11 protein-coding genes and 3 tRNA genes are annotated in these 15896 nt (G+C 70.7%); 5 read left to right on the top strand and 9 right to left on the bottom strand.

Annotated elements, in window-relative coordinates; translation table 11 throughout:
* Position 1: 1 nt before the first annotated feature.
* Positions 2 to 77, bottom strand: a tRNA-Trp gene (locus ACFYRX_RS21370).
* Between the two features lie 90 nt (positions 78 to 167).
* Between ACFYRX_RS21370 and ACFYRX_RS21365 the strand changes: the two genes are divergently transcribed.
* Both ACFYRX_RS21365 and ACFYRX_RS21360 read left to right on the top strand, forming a co-directional pair.
* Positions 168 to 1571 (top strand): hypothetical protein, encoded by a 1404-nt coding sequence (locus tag ACFYRX_RS21365; RefSeq protein WP_389101854.1) that lies wholly within the window; start codon positions 168 to 170, stop codon positions 1569 to 1571.
* Complete coding sequence (locus tag ACFYRX_RS21360) at positions 1571 to 3364, top strand: AAA family ATPase (RefSeq protein ID WP_389101851.1); 1794 nt, start codon at positions 1571 to 1573, stop codon at positions 3362 to 3364. The genes ACFYRX_RS21365 and ACFYRX_RS21360 overlap by 1 nt, the downstream gene beginning before the upstream one ends.
* 319 nt (positions 3365 to 3683) lie before the next feature.
* Here the strand turns inward: ACFYRX_RS21360 and ACFYRX_RS21355 are convergent, their stop codons facing one another.
* The 4 genes from ACFYRX_RS21355 to ACFYRX_RS21340 all read right to left on the bottom strand — a co-directional run bounded on the left by ACFYRX_RS21355 (position 3684) and on the right by ACFYRX_RS21340 (position 5566).
* Complete coding sequence (locus ACFYRX_RS21355) at positions 3684 to 5012, bottom strand: SDR family oxidoreductase (RefSeq protein WP_389101849.1); 1329 nt, start codon at positions 5010 to 5012, stop codon at positions 3684 to 3686.
* A 109-nt stretch (positions 5013 to 5121) separates the two neighbouring features.
* A tRNA-Asp gene (locus tag ACFYRX_RS21350) sits at positions 5122 to 5193 on the bottom strand.
* Between the two features lie 11 nt (positions 5194 to 5204).
* A tRNA-Ser gene (locus tag ACFYRX_RS21345) sits at positions 5205 to 5278 on the bottom strand.
* 39 nt (positions 5279 to 5317) lie between these two features.
* On the bottom strand, positions 5318 to 5566 hold the full coding sequence (locus ACFYRX_RS21340) for a WhiB family transcriptional regulator (protein WP_389102717.1): 249 nt from the start codon (positions 5564 to 5566) through the stop codon (positions 5318 to 5320).
* A gap of 359 nt (positions 5567 to 5925) precedes the next feature.
* On the opposite strand from ACFYRX_RS21340, the gene ACFYRX_RS21335 reads away from it, so the two are divergent.
* Positions 5926 to 6717, top strand: a complete 792-nt coding sequence (locus ACFYRX_RS21335; RefSeq protein ID WP_389101846.1) for a VOC family protein — start codon at positions 5926 to 5928, stop codon at positions 6715 to 6717.
* Between the two features lie 20 nt (positions 6718 to 6737).
* Here the strand turns inward: ACFYRX_RS21335 and ACFYRX_RS21330 are convergent, their stop codons facing one another.
* The 3 genes from ACFYRX_RS21330 to ACFYRX_RS21320 all read right to left on the bottom strand — a co-directional run bounded on the left by ACFYRX_RS21330 (position 6738) and on the right by ACFYRX_RS21320 (position 9982).
* Entirely contained in the window at positions 6738 to 7775 is a 1038-nt protein-coding gene (locus tag ACFYRX_RS21330) for a LacI family DNA-binding transcriptional regulator (RefSeq protein ID WP_389101841.1), read from the bottom strand.
* Positions 7776 to 8075: 300 nt separating this feature from the next.
* Entirely contained in the window at positions 8076 to 8993 is a 918-nt protein-coding gene (locus ACFYRX_RS21325) for an ornithine cyclodeaminase family protein (protein WP_389101838.1), read from the bottom strand.
* Positions 8994 to 9007: 14 nt separating this feature from the next.
* Positions 9008 to 9982, bottom strand: coding sequence for a multicopper oxidase domain-containing protein (locus ACFYRX_RS21320; RefSeq protein ID WP_389102714.1), 975 nt, complete (start codon positions 9980 to 9982; stop codon positions 9008 to 9010).
* Positions 9983 to 10180: 198 nt separating this feature from the next.
* Between ACFYRX_RS21320 and ACFYRX_RS21315 the strand changes: the two genes are divergently transcribed.
* The gene (locus ACFYRX_RS21315; protein ID WP_389101836.1) at positions 10181 to 12676 is read left to right on the top strand and encodes a ThuA domain-containing protein; all 2496 of its coding nucleotides are present in this window, start codon (positions 10181 to 10183) and stop codon (positions 12674 to 12676) included.
* On the top strand, positions 12676 to 14871 hold the full coding sequence (locus ACFYRX_RS21310) for an OmpL47-type beta-barrel domain-containing protein (protein ID WP_389101833.1): 2196 nt from the start codon (positions 12676 to 12678) through the stop codon (positions 14869 to 14871). Before ACFYRX_RS21315 ends, ACFYRX_RS21310 begins: the two co-directional genes overlap by 1 nt.
* Here ACFYRX_RS21310 and ligD read toward each other — a convergent pair.
* Positions 14858 to 15883 (bottom strand): non-homologous end-joining DNA ligase, encoded by a 1026-nt coding sequence (gene ligD / locus ACFYRX_RS21305; protein WP_389101830.1) that lies wholly within the window; start codon positions 15881 to 15883, stop codon positions 14858 to 14860. The two genes, ACFYRX_RS21310 and ligD, sit on opposite strands and share 14 nt — an antisense overlap.
* Between the last annotated feature and the right edge of the window lie 13 nt (positions 15884 to 15896).

Genomic DNA, 15896 nt, shown 5'->3' with positions numbered 1-15896 from the left:
GGGCGGGGCGGCTGGATTCGAACCAGCGTGTTCTGGTTTTGGAGACCGGTGCGCCTGCCTCTGCGCTACGGCCCCGCCCTTGGTCCCCGAGCGTAATGCGTTGGCCCGTTGTCAGTGGCCGCTGCTACCAATGAGGCACGGGGGAGATTCGGTACGGGGGGCTCGGCATGGCGTACGGAGAGCGGGGGCGGCGTGTCCCGGTGGTCGACCTGGCCGACCGCAGGGCGCTGGAGCGGTACCGTCCGGCGGACTCGGCGGTGGTCGAGGAGGCGCGGCGGTTGAAGGAGGCCGCGCTGCTGGACTTCGGGCTGACCGAGTCGGCGGTGGCGTCCTGGCTGTACGCCAAGTGCCGTCACCAGATCCCCACGACCGCGATCGACACGGCGGCGGTGGTGGCCTCCGGCGACGGCACCTGCCTGCTGCTCTACAACCCCGGCTTCTTCGTCGCTCTCGGCCTGGACGGGGTGAAGTTCGTGCTGTTCCACGAGGCGCGGCATCTTGTGCAGCGGCACCTGTTCGCCGATCCCGAGCAGCGCGCGGATCCGGTGTTCACGCTGGCCTGCGAGGTGTCCATCAACCACGTGGCGCTGGTCCGGCTGGGCCGGCCGGAGCTGCCCCTGCTCGACGGCCGCCCCACCGGTGTCGACCCTCGACGGGTCCACGACGCCTACGTCCGCGACCTGACGGAGCACGGCCTGGAGCCGGTGCCGTACGAGACGTTCACCGAGACGGACCTGAGGGTGTACGGCGAGCTGAAGCGCATGCACGACCCGCCCGGCCCCGAGCGGCGAATGTGCGTGCACCTGCGCGAGGGCGGCGTTCCGGCCGACCAGGAGACGATCGACGCGGTCGCCTCCTCGGCGCTGCTCAACTCCCTGCTCGCGGCCCGGCGCGGGCACACGGGCGCGGAGCGGGAGCTCCTCGACCTGATGGGCCGCACCGAGGACGGCGACACCCGGACCGCACGGATCTGGGGCAGCCTCGGCGCGGGCGTGCTGCGCGGCGAGACCACGCGCACGCGTGCGGTCGACTGGTGGCAGCGCTGGCTGGTCGACGTGCTCGGCTCCCGACTGAGTGACGGCGAGCGACTGGTGTACCCGAAGAAGCGGGGCGCGCTGCTCGCGGCCCTTGGCCGGGATCCGATGCTCTCGCGGCGCGGTCCGGTGCGGGAGAAGGTGCTCGTCGTCGCGTACGACACCTCGGGTTCCATGCCGGACCACGTCGTCGAGTGGCTCACCAGGCTCGTGGGGCGAATCGACGGGGTCGAGGCGCACTGGCTCTCCTTCGACGCCGAGGTGATGCCGTTCAAGCCCGGCGAGCGGGTCTACGGCGGAGGCGGCACGAGCTTCCAGGCGGTCGCCGACTACGTGGAGGGGCGCACCGAGGTCGCCGGGCGCCGCTTCGACGTCACCCCGGACGCCGTCGTGATGCTCACCGACGGATACGCCCCACCCATCACACCCGCCGAGCCGGACAAATGGATCTGGCTGATCACGCAGGGCGGCGACGACTGGCCGGACACGCACACCCCGGCGATGGACTGCCATCGCGTCACCACAGGATCACGGTAATGACGACGGAAACAGAGCAGTCGACCACCTCGCGCCTGGAGTCCTTCATCGACGCGATGATCGACATGGGGCAGACGGGGCAGATCTTCGGCGAGCACGGCATCGGCAAGACGGCGACGTTCTTCTCGCACGTCGGCCGGGCGTACCCGGACGCGACGCTGGTGTACGTCCCCGCGGCGAACCTCACGCCGGACGACCTGCTCGTCAACGCCCCGGTGCGCGACCCGGGCACCGGTGAACTGGTCCTGCGCCAGCTGGTGATGAGCCAGCTGAAGCCGGGGCAGCCGTTCGTCCTGCTCATCGACGACTCCCTGCAGGCGGGCGCGACGATCCAGTCGCAGCTGATGCAGATCGCCTGCAACTGGACGCTCGGGGAGCACGATCTGCGCGCCCTGGGCTGCGTCGGCGTCTTCCTCACGGACAACGAGTCGCTGGCGGAGACCTCGGCCCGGCGCAGCGACCTCGCGCTGCTGGACCGCATGGTGACACTGCGGATCACGGCGAACGACACCTCGTGGCGTCGGCACCTGGCGGCCAAGTACCGCCCGTGGGACCTGCGTCCGGTGTTCTCGCTGTGGGCATCGCTCTCCCCCGCCCTGCGCGAGCTGCTGTCCCCGCGCACCCTGGACCACGTCCTGGCGAATGCGCGGGAGGGGTTCCCGCTGCGCTGGGGCCTGCCGTTGGTCGACGGGGAGCGGCTGCGGCTGGCCGAGCCGGGGCCGGACGGCAGGCCCGGGCAGAACCGCACGGCCGAGATCCTGGACCGTGTCGCCGAGTCGCTCGGCGTGCCCAACCCCGCGACGATCCCCGACCCGGTACGGCAGGTGGTGCGGGCCGCGCTGCGAGGACGCTGGACGGTGCTGCTCCAGGGCCCGCCGGGCTGCGGCAAGACGGAGCTGGTGCGGGAGACGGTCCGGGACGGGCTGGGCCGGGAGCCGCTGTACTTCTCGCTGCCGGTGACGAACGTCGAGGACCTGTGCGCGCCGATCCCGTCGGCGGACGGCACCCTCGACAACCTGCTGGCCGAGAAGTTCACCGGGCCCGAGCCCAAGGCGATCGTGTGGGACGAGTACAACCGGCCCAGGGACAAGGCCGCGTTCGCCAAGCTCATGGAGATCACCCAGGAGTGGTCGCTGGCCGGCCGCCGGATCGAGAACCTGCGGGCGCAGATCGCGGTGCAGAACCCGCCGTACCACCTCGGCCGCAAGATGCTGGTGGCGCGGAACAACATCGCGCAGGCGACCCGGTTCACCGCCTCGCTCCAGGTGGAGCCCGAGGACATACCGGCCAACGAGTGGCTGCTGGCCCGGTACGGCTCGGACGCCGAGACGGTCCTGGAGTGGTGGAAGCACGACATCGACGACGACGGGCGCGCCTGGATCACCAAGCGCACGCTGGAGCGGTTGATCAAGCTGCACCGGCGCGGGCTGCCGCTGGAGATGGGCACGGTCTATCTCGGTGACGGCGAGTACGCGCCCGTGCCGCTGACCGGGCTGCTCGACCGCTTCCGGGGCCGCCCGGTCACCGGTCTGCGCGAGCTCGCGCGCGACGTCGGCGCCTGGGAGGCCCGGCTGCGCCGCGCCGCCGGTCACTCCTCGGAGGGCGGTGACGACAGCGACGTCGTCCACCAGATCCTCGCCAACGCGGAGCTGTCCCAGCTCCGGAAGCACCGCGCGGCCGTGGCCCGCCTGGTGGCCCTGCTGCCGGCGAAACTGCGGGCCACGTACCTGGCGGGCGCCTCGGAGCAGCAACAGCGGTTCTGGACGGAGGTGTTCATGGCGATGCGCCGGTGACACCCGCGTATCCGCCACGGGCGGGCGGTGGGGCCGTCGGAGGGGTTGAAGCCGGGCGCCCGGCCGGCGACCGGACAGGCCCCGCCCCCAGTGATGGCCGTCGCCGTCGAGACAGCGGGCCGGCACAGGCGCCCGCCCCGGCCACCACTACCGAAAAGGGGTCCCGGGCCGGCGCGGCACCCGGAACCTACTGCGTGGATCAAGAAGGCCCAGACCACAACCAGCCTGGCGGCAGAGCGAGTTGGCCGACCGGCCGCGGCACGGCATGCGGCATGCGGCATCCCCGCGAAGCCGCCCGCCGCTCCCGCGTCGACCCCGCTCACCACTCAGCCTCCCGGTAGTCCTTCAGGAAGACCCCGGACACGGGGTGGCCCGCCTCACCGCGCACGATCGGGTCGTACACCCGGGCCGCCCCGTCCACGATGTCCAGCGGTGTGCGGAACCCGGCGCGGGCCATGCGCTCCTTCTTCGGTGCCGGGTTCTCGTCGGTGATCCAGCCGGTGTCGACGGCGCACATGTGCACGCCCTGCTCGGCGAGTTCGGCGGCGCTCGTGCGGGTGAGCATGTTGAGGGCGGCCTTGGCCATGTTGGTGTGCGGATGCCCGGCCGTCTTGTTCCGGACGGCGAAACGGCCCTCGACGGCCGTCACGTTGACGACGTACCTGCGCGGGTGCGGGGAGGCCAGCAGCAGAGGCAGCAGACGGTCGCAGAGCAACGCCGGGGCGAGCGCGTTGACGAGCTGGGTCTCCAGGACCTCGGCCGGGTCGAGCGCGCCGAGCCGCGCCGACCAGGAGTTCTCCGGAGACGGATCGGGCAGCAGCCCGGCCTCGTCGGCCTCGCGCAGTGCGACCGGCAGCGACGCGGCGCCGCTCTCCAGCATCCGCGTCGGGGTGAAGCCCGGTGCCGCCCGCACCCCCTCGGGCAGCACGTCCCGCTCACCGGAGGCGAGCAGGGCGTACGACTCGGGCGGCCGGCGTACCGTCTGCGCCGCGTTGTTGACGAGGATGTCCAGCGGTTCGCCCTCCCGGCGCAGCTCCTCGCACAGGCCGAGCACCTGGCGCGGGTCGCGCAGGTCGACGGCGACGACGGTCAGCCGGTCGAGCCATTCCGCGCTGCCCGGCTCCGCTTCGAACCGGCGCACGGTGTCGTGCGGGAAACGGCTGGTCACCAGTAGCTGCGCGCCGTCCCGGAGCATCATGAGGGCCAGCTGGAAGCCGATCTTCACCCGACCGCCGGTGAGCAGCGCACGGCGTCCCGCGAGGTCGGTGGAGAGCGCCCGGCGGGCCGTGTTGTCGGCGGCGCACCGCGGACAGAGCCGGTGGTAGAAGGCATCGACCTGTCGATAGGGCGACTTGCAGACATAGCAACTGCGCGGCTTGCGGTAGACGCCCGCGTCGCCGGACCCGACCAGCGGCGCGTCCTCACGGCGGTCGTGGGAGCCGGTCGCGGTGGCCGCCATCACCCCGGCGTCGGCGGCGGTGGTCTCGGCGCCCCGCGTCCTGCGCCGTCGCAGCCGTCCGTCGCGGGCGAAGGACGCGGCGACCTGCTCGGCCCGCAGTCGCACGGGGTCGTCGACGGGCAGCTCGCGCAGCCTGCCGACCGTACGGTGGAAGGCCGCGAGCTCGTCCTCGCCGATCACGTCACCCATGCGTCCCCGCCCCGTTCGTGCCCTGCCGCAGACCGGGCCGGATCCGAACGGACGTTCCCTTCATGCCACGAAGGTGCGCCTGCCTCTGCGCTACCGACCCCTGTGCCATGGGCCCCGGCCGGATTCGAACCGGCGTATCCGCCCTGACAAGGCGGCGAGTCTGCCTCTGCTCCACAGGGCCCGCGGAACGCAGCCCGGGGACCGGATTCGAACCGATGTGTCTCGCCTGAGCAAGGCGGTGCGCCTGCCTCTGCGCTACGCCCGGGTGCGCTCCCGGATCCTAACCGCACTCGACGGCCGGTGGCTCACCGGTTTCCGGGCCGCCTGAGTTCCAGCCGCTCCTTCTCCGACAGCCCGCCCCAGACGCCGAAGCGTTCGTCGTTGGCCAGGGCGTACTCGAGGCAGGCCGGGCGCATCTCGCACATGCCGCAGATACGCTTCGCCTCCCGCACCGAGCTGCCCGGCTCAGGAAAGAAGAAGTCCGCCCCCGTCTGCGCGCACAGGGCCTGCGTCTGCCAGGCCAGGTGGGCCGGGGTGATGGTGTCGGTGTGCATGGCCGAGATCGTGCCGGGCAGCGAAAAACGTTCGATCAACGCGGGATCAACGCCGCCGTTCACAGCGGCCGGCCACCTCGATGGTCCTCCGCCCGGCGCGCGGACGCACGGCGGCGCGCGGAGTCGGTCTGCCGGGCGATGTCCGCGCCCAACGGGGACGGCAGGCGCCGTCATGGCTCGCGCTCCCCTCTCTGACCGGCGTCCACGACACTCCCGCTGCCGCCTGACACACCAGCAGCCGGTCTCCTGCGGTCACCGCGACCGTGCACCGGCCGGCAACCGCATTCCGGCGGCGATTGTCAGTGGGCGGTGCGAGACTCGGCAGTGCAGGCTACGGGACCCTTCAAAGGAGGGCAGTAATGCTCACCACCCGTTATGTCCCCGGCGCTCCGAACTGGCTCGACATCGGCACCCCCGACATCGACGGCGCCACTTCCTTCTACGGCGGTCTGTTCGGCTGGGAGTTCCAGCCCGGCCCGCCCGAAGCCGGCGGTTACGGCTTCTTCCAGCTCGCCGGCAAGACCGCCGCGGGCGGCATGCAGACCACACCGGACCAGGGCCCGCCGTCCTGGACCGTGTACTTCCAGACCACGGACGCGGACGCCACCGCGAAGGCGGCCGAGCAGGCGCACGGCTCCGTGCTGATGCAGCCCATGGACGTGTTGGACGCGGGCCGCATGGCGATCCTCGCCGACAAGGCGGGGGTGTCCTTCGGTATCTGGCAGCCCGGGCGCACCAAGGGGCTCGACGTCACCCAGGAACCGGGCTCGCTGTGCTGGATCGAGTTGTACACGGCCGACCTGCCGATGGCCGCCTTCTTCTACAGCGCGGCCCTGGGCATGGAGACCTACGGCGTCGACTTCCCCGGCGGCTCCTACACGACCGTGCTGCCGGGCGGGCAGAGCGAGGACGCCATGTTCGGCGGTATCGTCCCGCTGGCCGACGACCCGCTGGAGGCGGAGGCCGGGGCGTACTGGCTGCCGTACTTCGAGGTCACCGACACGGACACCGCCGTCGCCAAGGCACAGGAGTTGGGCGGCGTGGTCCGGATGCCGGCCACGGACGTGCCGGGCGTCGGCCGTGTCGCCAAGCTGGCCGACCCGTACGGCGCCCGTTTCGCCGTGATCAGGAGCGCACCGCAGCAGACCTGAGCGGACGAGGGACGCGGGGGTCACGCCGAGGCGCGCCGCACCAACGTGGTCGGCAGCACGACACCGGCCGGCGCGGCTCCCCCGCCCCTCGCTCCGTCCTTCGGGTCGAGACCCCGCAGCAGCAGACGGGCCATCAACCGGCCCATCTCCTCTATGTCCTGCCGGACTGTCGTCAGGGGCGGATCGGTCTGCTCGGCGACCGGCAGCATGTCGTCGAAGCCGACCACCGCCACGTCCTCGGGCACCCGGCGCCCGCGCTCGCGCAGCACCCGCAGGGCGCCGGACGCCGTGAGGTCGTTGGCGGCGAACACCGCGTCCAGGTCCGGGCGGCGGTCGAGGAGTTCCCGCATCGCGTGCTCCCCGCCGCCCGGGGTGAAGTCACCCTGCGCGACGAGGTCCGGGCCGGTGTCGCCCATGACATCCCGGTAGCCGTCGAGCCGGTCCACCGCGGAGGTCTGGTCGAGGGCGCCGGTGATGTGGGCGACGCGGGTGCGCCCGAGTCCGACGAGGTGGCGTACGGCCTCGCGGGCACCGCCGCGGTTGTCGCTGTCGACGTACACGACGTCCGTCGACCCGTCGCTCCAGCCGGGCCGTCCGCCGAACACCGTGGGCACACCCGCCCGTTGGATCAACGCGGGCAGCAGGTCGTCGAGGTGCAGGGAGAAGACGAGCGCGCCGTCGACGTGTCCTCCGGCGAGGTAGCGTCCGACGCGCGCGTGGTCGTCCCGGCCCTCGGTGAGCAGCAGCACGAGTTGGTTGTCGTGAGCCGTCAACTCCTTGCTGATCCCACGGAGTTGCAGGGCGAAGAAGGGGTCGGCGAAGACCCTGGTCTCCGGCTCGGCGACGACCACGGCGACGGCGTCGTGGCGCCGGGTGACGAGACTGCGGGCGGCCTGGTTGGGGACGTAACCGAGCTCGTCGACGGCCCTGCGCACCCGCTCGACGAGCGGCTCCCTGACCCCGTCCCCGCCGTTCACCACCCGGGACACGGTGGCCCGGGACACACCGGCACGCGCGGCCACGGCCTCCAGAGTGGGACGCGGCGCTGTGTCGGTCACTTCGGGGCTCCTCGTCGGCGGGGTGCGGATCAGGATAGCTCCGGCACACAGCGCGATGAGAGCGCTCTCGCCCTCGGAGAAACGACCCCGCGCGGCGGACTTCTTGGCCTGGAGTCCCGGCGGACTGTGCCTTCGGGCTTGGGCAGTGCTTCGCGGCCCTTTGCATGGGAGGCGAGACGGCGTCAGCACCTGCGAGCACATGAGGCGGGCGACCCGTGGGTGGGCTGCTCCTGCGCAAGCCGCTGCGGTGACGACCCGTGCGGCCGACCGGATCTGCGCCGCGGGAGCGACCCCGTGGGCTCAGGCCAGCAGATCCACCCGCCGTCCGACCCCTTCCCGCTCGGCAAGCCGGTACGCGGACCAGGCGAGCGCGAGGTCCTGCCAGGGCAGGCCGACGGGCGCGTAGACGGTACGGTCCCCCGCCCCCGTCCGCCCTGGGTGCGCACCCCGAACCACCTCGCCCAGGGTGGCCACGGCGGTCGGCGCGCCCATGCTCAGGGCGAGGGAGCGGTCGTCGACCACGACCACGGCCGCCTCCAGCAGATCGGCCGCCAGTTCGGCCTTCCCCGGTTCGTCGGCACCGAGGCTCGTGAAGTGCTGCCCCTCCCGGGTGTCCCTCAGGTGCAGCAACGGCTCCCTCGACCAGGTCGCCGACAGGACGAGGTCGGCGACGGCGGCGACCTCCGGCGCGCAGGACAGCACTTCCCCGCCGTGCCGTGCGGCGAACTCCGCTGCGCGCTCGGCGGACGTGTCGTGGACGACCAGGGCACCGCGGGGCCGTAGCACGGCAAGCCCCCGCACCATCAACTCGGCCTGCGCGCCCGCCCCGATCACGCCGACGACTTCGCCGGCACCGGCACGCGCGAGCAGATGGGTGCCCAGCGCCGCCGCGAGACCCGTCCGCCATGCCGTGACGGTCGCCGAGTCCAGCAGTGCGAGCAGTTCCCCGTCGGTGCCGCTGTGCAGGCAGATCACCCCGCGCAGGGCGGGCCGGGCGCCGGGGAACTTGGCGTTGACCTTCACCGTGTAGGCCGGGACTCCGGGCAGCAGGCCCGGGATCAGGGCGGTGGCGGTCCCGGGGAACGGGAGGTCCGTGCGCACCCGTTGTCCCGCGATGGGTACCGCCTCCGCGTGCCGGAAGCCGTCCCGCAGTGCGTCGATGCAGGGCTGCGGCTCCAGCAGGGCTTCCAGATCACCGCGTGTGAGGAGAAGAGTCACCTGCTCATGATCCGTCAGTGCTCGTGCCCGGCCAACGGCTTTCCGTGCTCGTGGGGCTCGTAGCCGGGGATCGTCCCGTCCGTCTTCTTCACCAGGAACAGGCCCACCATCCCCATGTCGGAGTGGCTCTGCACATGGCAGTGGTACATCCACGCGCCCGCCCCGACCCCCTCCCCCGCGATCACCTGGAATCCGAAGGAGTCCGCCGGTCCCACGATCTTGTTGTCGACGACCTGGCTCGGGTCGTCGGGCCCGGTGAGCATGCCCGTGCGGTTGTCCGCCCAGCGGTGACCGTGCATGTGGAAGGTGTGGTAGTACTCGCCGTGCGTGATCATCACGAACTCGACCCGGTCGCCCACCGTGGCCTCGAAGTTCGGTCCCGAGTGGGCCGGTTGGTTGTTGATGAGCATGTCGTTGAAGACGATCGTGTGGGTCGCGTCCGGCAGGACGTCGCCCTTGCGGCGGACGATCACCGGGCCGTACAGGCCCTTCCGGATGCCGCCCGTCCCGTGCTCCGTGCCGACCACGTGGTCGTGGTAGTGCCAGTAGCCCGCGCTGCCCGCCCGCCAGGTGCCGTCGCTGCGGCGGCCCGGCAGATGGGTGCGCCAGGTGTAGGTGCGGGTGCCACCCGGCTCGACGTCGCTCTTGTTCAACGTCGTTCCGTCGCTGGAGACTTCGTAGTCCAGGCCGTGGACGTGCAGGCTCGCCCGGACGTCCATGGTGTTCTCGAACTCGATGTGCAGCGTGTCGCCCTCGTTGAGTTCGATGAGCGGACCGGGGATCGTCGCCCTGCCCTTCTCGAAGCCGTAGCCCATCTGCCCGTCGGCGAGCTTCTCGGCGTACAGCTTGATGTGCCTGACCTCGCCGCCACCCGGGGCGGCCCGCGCCGGGCCGGTGTCGCTCCGGGCCTCCGGCGCCATGGACAACGATGTCGCGACGGCCGCGCCGCCGAGCAGTACCCGCCGCCGGTCGAACCCGCGTCTGTCCATTGCGGCCATGCAGAACTCCCCACCCTGATACGGAATTTGCGGAGACGCACCTGTGATGAATCTGTGAGACGGTACCGGCCCCGCAAGCGTTTATCCACACCGAGGACAAAGTTCGCGCGATCCCGGTCATAGGTATTGGCGAGTGACGCAAAGGCGTCTAGCTTGCTTGGCGCTGTTGCTGTGACCGAGGAGGTGCCCATGCACTTACGAGGGTTGAGCGCGAGAAGCGGAGGAACGACGAGAAGACGGGTCTGGGTGGCCACGGTGACCGCCGGGGTCCTCGCCGCCGGACTGATGTCCGGACCGGCCGCGGGAGCGATGCCCGCATCGGAACAGTCACCGACAACGATGTCCGTCAAGTCGCCACCGGGTGGCGCAGATGTACGGGTGCTGGTCTTCTACGGTTCCGCGGCGGGCGGGGACGAGTCGCCGGTCGTCAACGCCGGTATCGCCGCCGTGGAGAGGATCGGGCTGTCCGGTCCGGCGAACCAGCGGTTCGCGACCGAGGCCACGGACGACGCCAGGGTCTTCACCGACGAACAGGCGCTGGGCGGTTACAACGCGATCGTCTTCCTGACCGGTGGCGGCGACGTCCTCGACCCCGACCAGGAGGCCGGTCTGGAGGCCTACATAGAGGCGGGTGGCGGTTTCGTCGGCGTCCATGACGCGGCCCGCGCCGAGCCGTACTCCGACTGGTTCACGGGACTCGTCGGCGCCCGTCCGGCCGCCTCCAGCCCAACGGCGGTACAGCGAGCCACCGTTGAGGTGGGCGACCGGCAGCATCCGGCGACGAAGGATCTGCCGGTGCAGTGGAAGCGTCCCGACCAGTGGTTCAACTGGACGAAGAACCCCTCCGGCGACGTGCACACCGTCGCCCGGGTGCGCGAGTCGACCTACCAGCCGGGGGCGAGCGCCAACGGCTGGGACCACCCGGTGAGTTGGTGCCGTGACTACGACGGCGGGCGGTCCTTCTACACCGGGATGGGCGGCACGGTGTCGTCGTACGACGAAACCGACTTCCGGGCCCATCTGCGGGGTGCGCTGCTGTGGACCTCACGGCTCGTGCAGGCCGACTGCAAGGCGACGATCAACGGCAACTACAAGGCGGAACGCCTCACCCAGCCCAACCAGGCAGGGCAGAACGACCAGATCGGTGAGCCGCACGGCCTGGTCACCGCACCGGACGGGCGTGTGCTCTACATCGGCCGGGGCGGCGCCGACTCCTCCCAGCCCGTCGTCACCGACTGGAACAACCCGGACGTCGGCAAGGGCAGGGGTCAGATCCACGTCTACGACCCCGCGACCAAGAAGGTCACCCTGGCGGGCGAGTTGACCGTCTTCGGCAACAAGGGCGGCGGCGACGAGCTGGTCAAGGTCGAGGAGGGGCTGCTCGGCATCGAACTCGATCCCCGCTTCGAGCAGAACGGCTGGGTGTATATGCACTACACCCCGCACGCGCAGCTCAACCGCGACACACGGATCGCCGAACGGCGGGTGTCCCGCTTCACCCTCGACCTCGCGACGAACAGGCTGGACCTGAGCAGCGAGAGGGTGCTGCTCAAATGGCCGGTCCAGGTGCACAGTTGCTGCCACTCGGGCGGCGGGATGTCCTGGGACTCCAAAGGCAACCTGTATATCGCCACCGGTGACAACAACTCCAGTGGCTTCAGCGGGGGTTACTCCGGCAACAACCCGCAGCCCAACTTCAAGGGCGTCTCCTTCGCGGACGCGCGCCGCACCGCCGGCAACACCAACAACCTCAACGGGAAGATCCTGCGCATCCACCCGGAGGCCGACGGGACGTACACGCTTCCCGCGGGGAACCTCTTCACCGGCACGGAGACCGACGAGGGCGGCGGCAAGACGCGCGGCGAGATCTATGTGATGGGGGTCCGGAACCCGGCTCGCATCTTCGTCGACAAGAAGACCGACACGCTCTACGCCGGCTGGGTCGGTCCGGACGCGAGCGAGCCCTCGACGACCTGGGGCCCGGCCAAGTACGACACGTTCGCCGTCATCACCAGGGCGAGCAACCGGGGCTGGCCGTACTGCATGGGCAACAAGCAGCCCTACCGCGACCGCAATCTGCCCAACCCCGACCAGCCGCTCGGCTGGTACGACTGCGACCACCCGAAGAACGAGTCGCCCAACAACGACGGTCTGGTGAACCTGCCGCCGGTGACCGGCAACAACATCTGGTACTCGCCGCAGGGCGGCGCCCCGGACTACCCGCGGGACGCGAACGGCATCCCGTCCTACAAGCCGGAGGAGGCCAAGTACCTGCTGCCGTGGCTCAAGGGCGGCGGGCAGGCCGCGATGAACGGGCCGGTGTACCGCTACGACACGGCGAGCGCGAGCACGACCAAGTGGCCCGCCTACTGGGACGGCAAGTGGTTCGTCGGTGACTTCTACGACGCCGACCAGCCGCGCAACGCGGTGATCACCGATCCGAAGACCCACGGCGACGGCGGACTGCCGGTCCACTCCGAGTCGTTGAAGAAGATCGTGCCGATCGGCAACGACGGCATCAAGAACCTCATGGACTGGAAGTTCGGTCCGGACGGCGCGCTGTACGTCCTCGACTACGGGCGCGGCTTCTTCACCGCCGACTCCAAGTCGGCGCTGTGGCGGGTCACTTACAAGGGCGGCGGGCCCACACCGGCCGTCGGCCAACTGGTGCGAGGAGGACAGTGATGCGTCGGCAAAGACCTCTGACCGTCCTGTTGGCAGCCCTGCTGATGCTGCTGGGACTCCAGTCGACGTCCACGGCCCAGCCGCGGCAGACAACGGCAGCCGCCGCCCAGACACTCACCTGGACGGCCGGCGACGACATCACCAAGTACACGTCGGCGCCCACGACAGCCGTGGCGGGGACGGCCACGATCGTCTTCGAGAACAGCGCGGCCACCGGCAACACGACCGGTATGCCGCACACGTTGACGTTCGTGACCAGCGATCCCGAGTTCAACGACGACGTCGAACTCAACATCCTCGCCAATCCGAACGACGACATGGGAGGCCGTCACACCGCCGAGGTCACGCTCGCCCCGGGCCGCTACTTCTACCACTGCACGATCCCGGGCCACGGCCAGATGCAGGGCATCCTCGTGGTGACCGAGGGTAGCGGCCAGGACACCTCCGCGCCCTCGGCGGCGGCCCAGGTGACCGGCACACAGAACGCGCAGGGCCAGTACGTCGGTTCGGCGAGCGTGGCCGTCACCGCGACCGACGAGGCCGGCGGCTCCGGCGTCGACCGGATCGAGTACGCGATCGGGGACGCGGGCGCCTGGCAGCCGTACACCGCCCCGGTCGTCGTCGACCAGGTCGGCGACCACACGGTCCGTTACCGGGCCGTCGACAAGGCGGGCAACGTCTCCGCGGAGAAGAGCGCGGTCTTCACGGTCGTCGCCCGGCCCTCCGACGACACCGCCCCGCCGGACACCTCGGCGACGGTGAGCGGCGAGCAGAACCCCGACGGCACGTACATCGACATGGCGACGGTGACCGTGTCGGCCTCCGACACCGGATCCGGGGTCAACACCATCGAGTACGCGGTGGACGACGGGAGTTGGCAGCCGTACACCATGCCGGTGATGGTGCATCAGGTCGGCGCTCACACGGTGCGTTACCGGGCGACCGACAAGGCGGGCAACGCGGCCGCCGAGAAGAGCGTCCGGTTCACGGTCGTCGTGGCCGCACCGCAGGACACCACCCCGCCGGTGACCGGCGTGACCGTGGACGGCACCCGGAACTCCGACGGGGCGTACGTGGGGAACGCCAAGGTGACCGTCAGCGCCACGGACGTGGGCGGTTCGGGGGTCGCGGGCGTCGAGTACTCGATCGACGCCGGACCGTATCTGGCGTACACCGCCGCGGTGGTCGTCGACCGGGCGGGCACGCACACCCTCGCGTACCGCGCGACCGACAAGGCGGGCAACACCTCGGCCGCGCGCACGGTGACCTTCACCGTCGTCTCCAGTCAGGTCCCGGCGCCCAACTGCTCCGAGCTCGACGAGCGGTTGACGGTGATCGTCGGCACGGTCGACTCCGGGGTACCGAACCGGATCACCAACAGCCGGTGCCGGATCAACGAGTTGATCGAGGACGAGAAGGAGTGGACGTCCCAGGCCCTGTTCCTCAAGCATGTGAAGACCGTCCTGGACAGGCTCTTCAAGGAAGGGGTCGTCGACGAGCGCGAGTACGACGCGATCGACGCGGCGGCCCGTGAGTCCGGGATCGGCAGGCCCGGCCAGACAGCGGGCTACCGCACGATCCTGGACGGCAGTGCCGCGTCCCTCGCCAAGTGGCAGCAGGTGGGCGGTGGTTCGTTCGCGCCGAACGGCGACGGGTCCATCACGTCCGGTACCACGAAGGACGGCCTCGGCATGCTCTGGTTCCCGGAGCGCACGTACGGCGACTTCTCGCTCAAGCTCCAGTGGCGGGACGACGCCCCGGGCACCGGGAACGCCAACTCCGGTGTGTTCGTGCGGTTCCCGTGGGTCCACGACCACCCGGAGGAGTCCCGGCCGGAGTGGGTCGCCATCAAGTACGGCCACGAGGTGCAGGTGCTCGACCGGCCCGACGGCGACATGTACAAGACCGGGTCGGTCTACGGCTTCGACCGGGTGGGACTCGCCGGTGCCGGCGTCACCCAGAAGGGCACGTGGAACGACTACGAGATCCGTGTGGTCGACCAGCACTACTCGGTCTACCGCAACGGCGTGCTGATCAACGAGTTCGACAACATCGGCGGCCAGGACTTCACCCCGCCCCGCTCGGACGACCCGGGCACGGACGGAAGGCGGTTCGCCTCCGGCTACGTCGGGCTCCAGGTGCACAGCACGACGGACGTGGTCTCCTACCGGGACATCAGGATCAAGGAGCTGTAGGACCGGGCTTCTTGGCCTTGCTCGGCTGTACCCGCTTGGGTTCTCCCGGCATCTTCGGATACTCGGGCGGGTACGGCAGATCACCGAGCCCGTGGTCGTGCTCGTCACGGCGGGCCAGTTCCAGCAGGGCGTCCAGGGAGAACGCGTGATCGTCCATGTCCGCGTGCACGTCGCCGAGTTCGGCGAAGCGCGCGGGCATGGTCGCGAGGTCGAAGTCCTGGGGATGAGCCTCGCCGACCTCCTCCCAGCGCAGGGGCGCGGAGACCGGGGCGTGCGGGCGGGGCCGTACCGAGTAGGCGGAGGCGATGGTCCGGTCGCGGGCCGTCTGGTTGTAGTCGATGAAGATGCGCTCGCCCCGTTCCTCCTTCCACCACTTGATGGTCACCCGGTCCGGCATCCGGCGTTCCATCTCGCGCCCGACCGCGATCGCGGCCCGTCGCACCTGGGTGAAGGTCCAGCGCGGTTCGATGGGGACGAAGACGTGCAGGCCGCGTCCGCCGGACGTCTTGGGCCAGCCGCGCAGGCCGCCGAACTCCTGCAGCACGTCCCGGAGTTCGAAGGCCGCCCGCACGGCGTCGTCGTAGTCCGTGCCGGGCTGCGGGTCGAGGTCGATGCGGAGTTCGTCGGGGCGGTCGACGTCGTCGCGGCGGACCGGCCACGGGTGGAAGGTGAGGGTGCCGAACTGGGCGGCCCACAGGACGGCGGCCTCCTCGGTGGGGCACATCTCGTCGGCGCTACGACCGCTGGGGAAGGTGATGTGGGCGGTCGGGATCCAGTCGGGCATGTTCTTGGGCGCCCGCTTCTGGAAGAAGTTCTCGCCGGTCACGCCGTCCGGGTAGCGCTCCAGGGTGGTGGGGCGCTCGCGCAGGGCGCGCAGGATGCCGGGGGCGACGGCCTGGTAGTAGCGGGCGAGGTCCAGCTTGGTGAAGCCGCGCTCAGGGAAGAAGATCTTGTCCGGGCTGGACAGCCGTACGGTCCGGCCGCCTGCCTCCAGTTCCACCGCGTCACCCATGCGAGCCACGGTA

The sequence above is a fragment of the Streptomyces sp. NPDC005374 genome (assembly GCF_042872225.1).
GTDB lineage: Bacteria > Actinomycetota > Actinomycetes > Streptomycetales > Streptomycetaceae > Streptomyces.
This window is presented reverse-complemented; position numbering and strand designations above follow the sequence as displayed.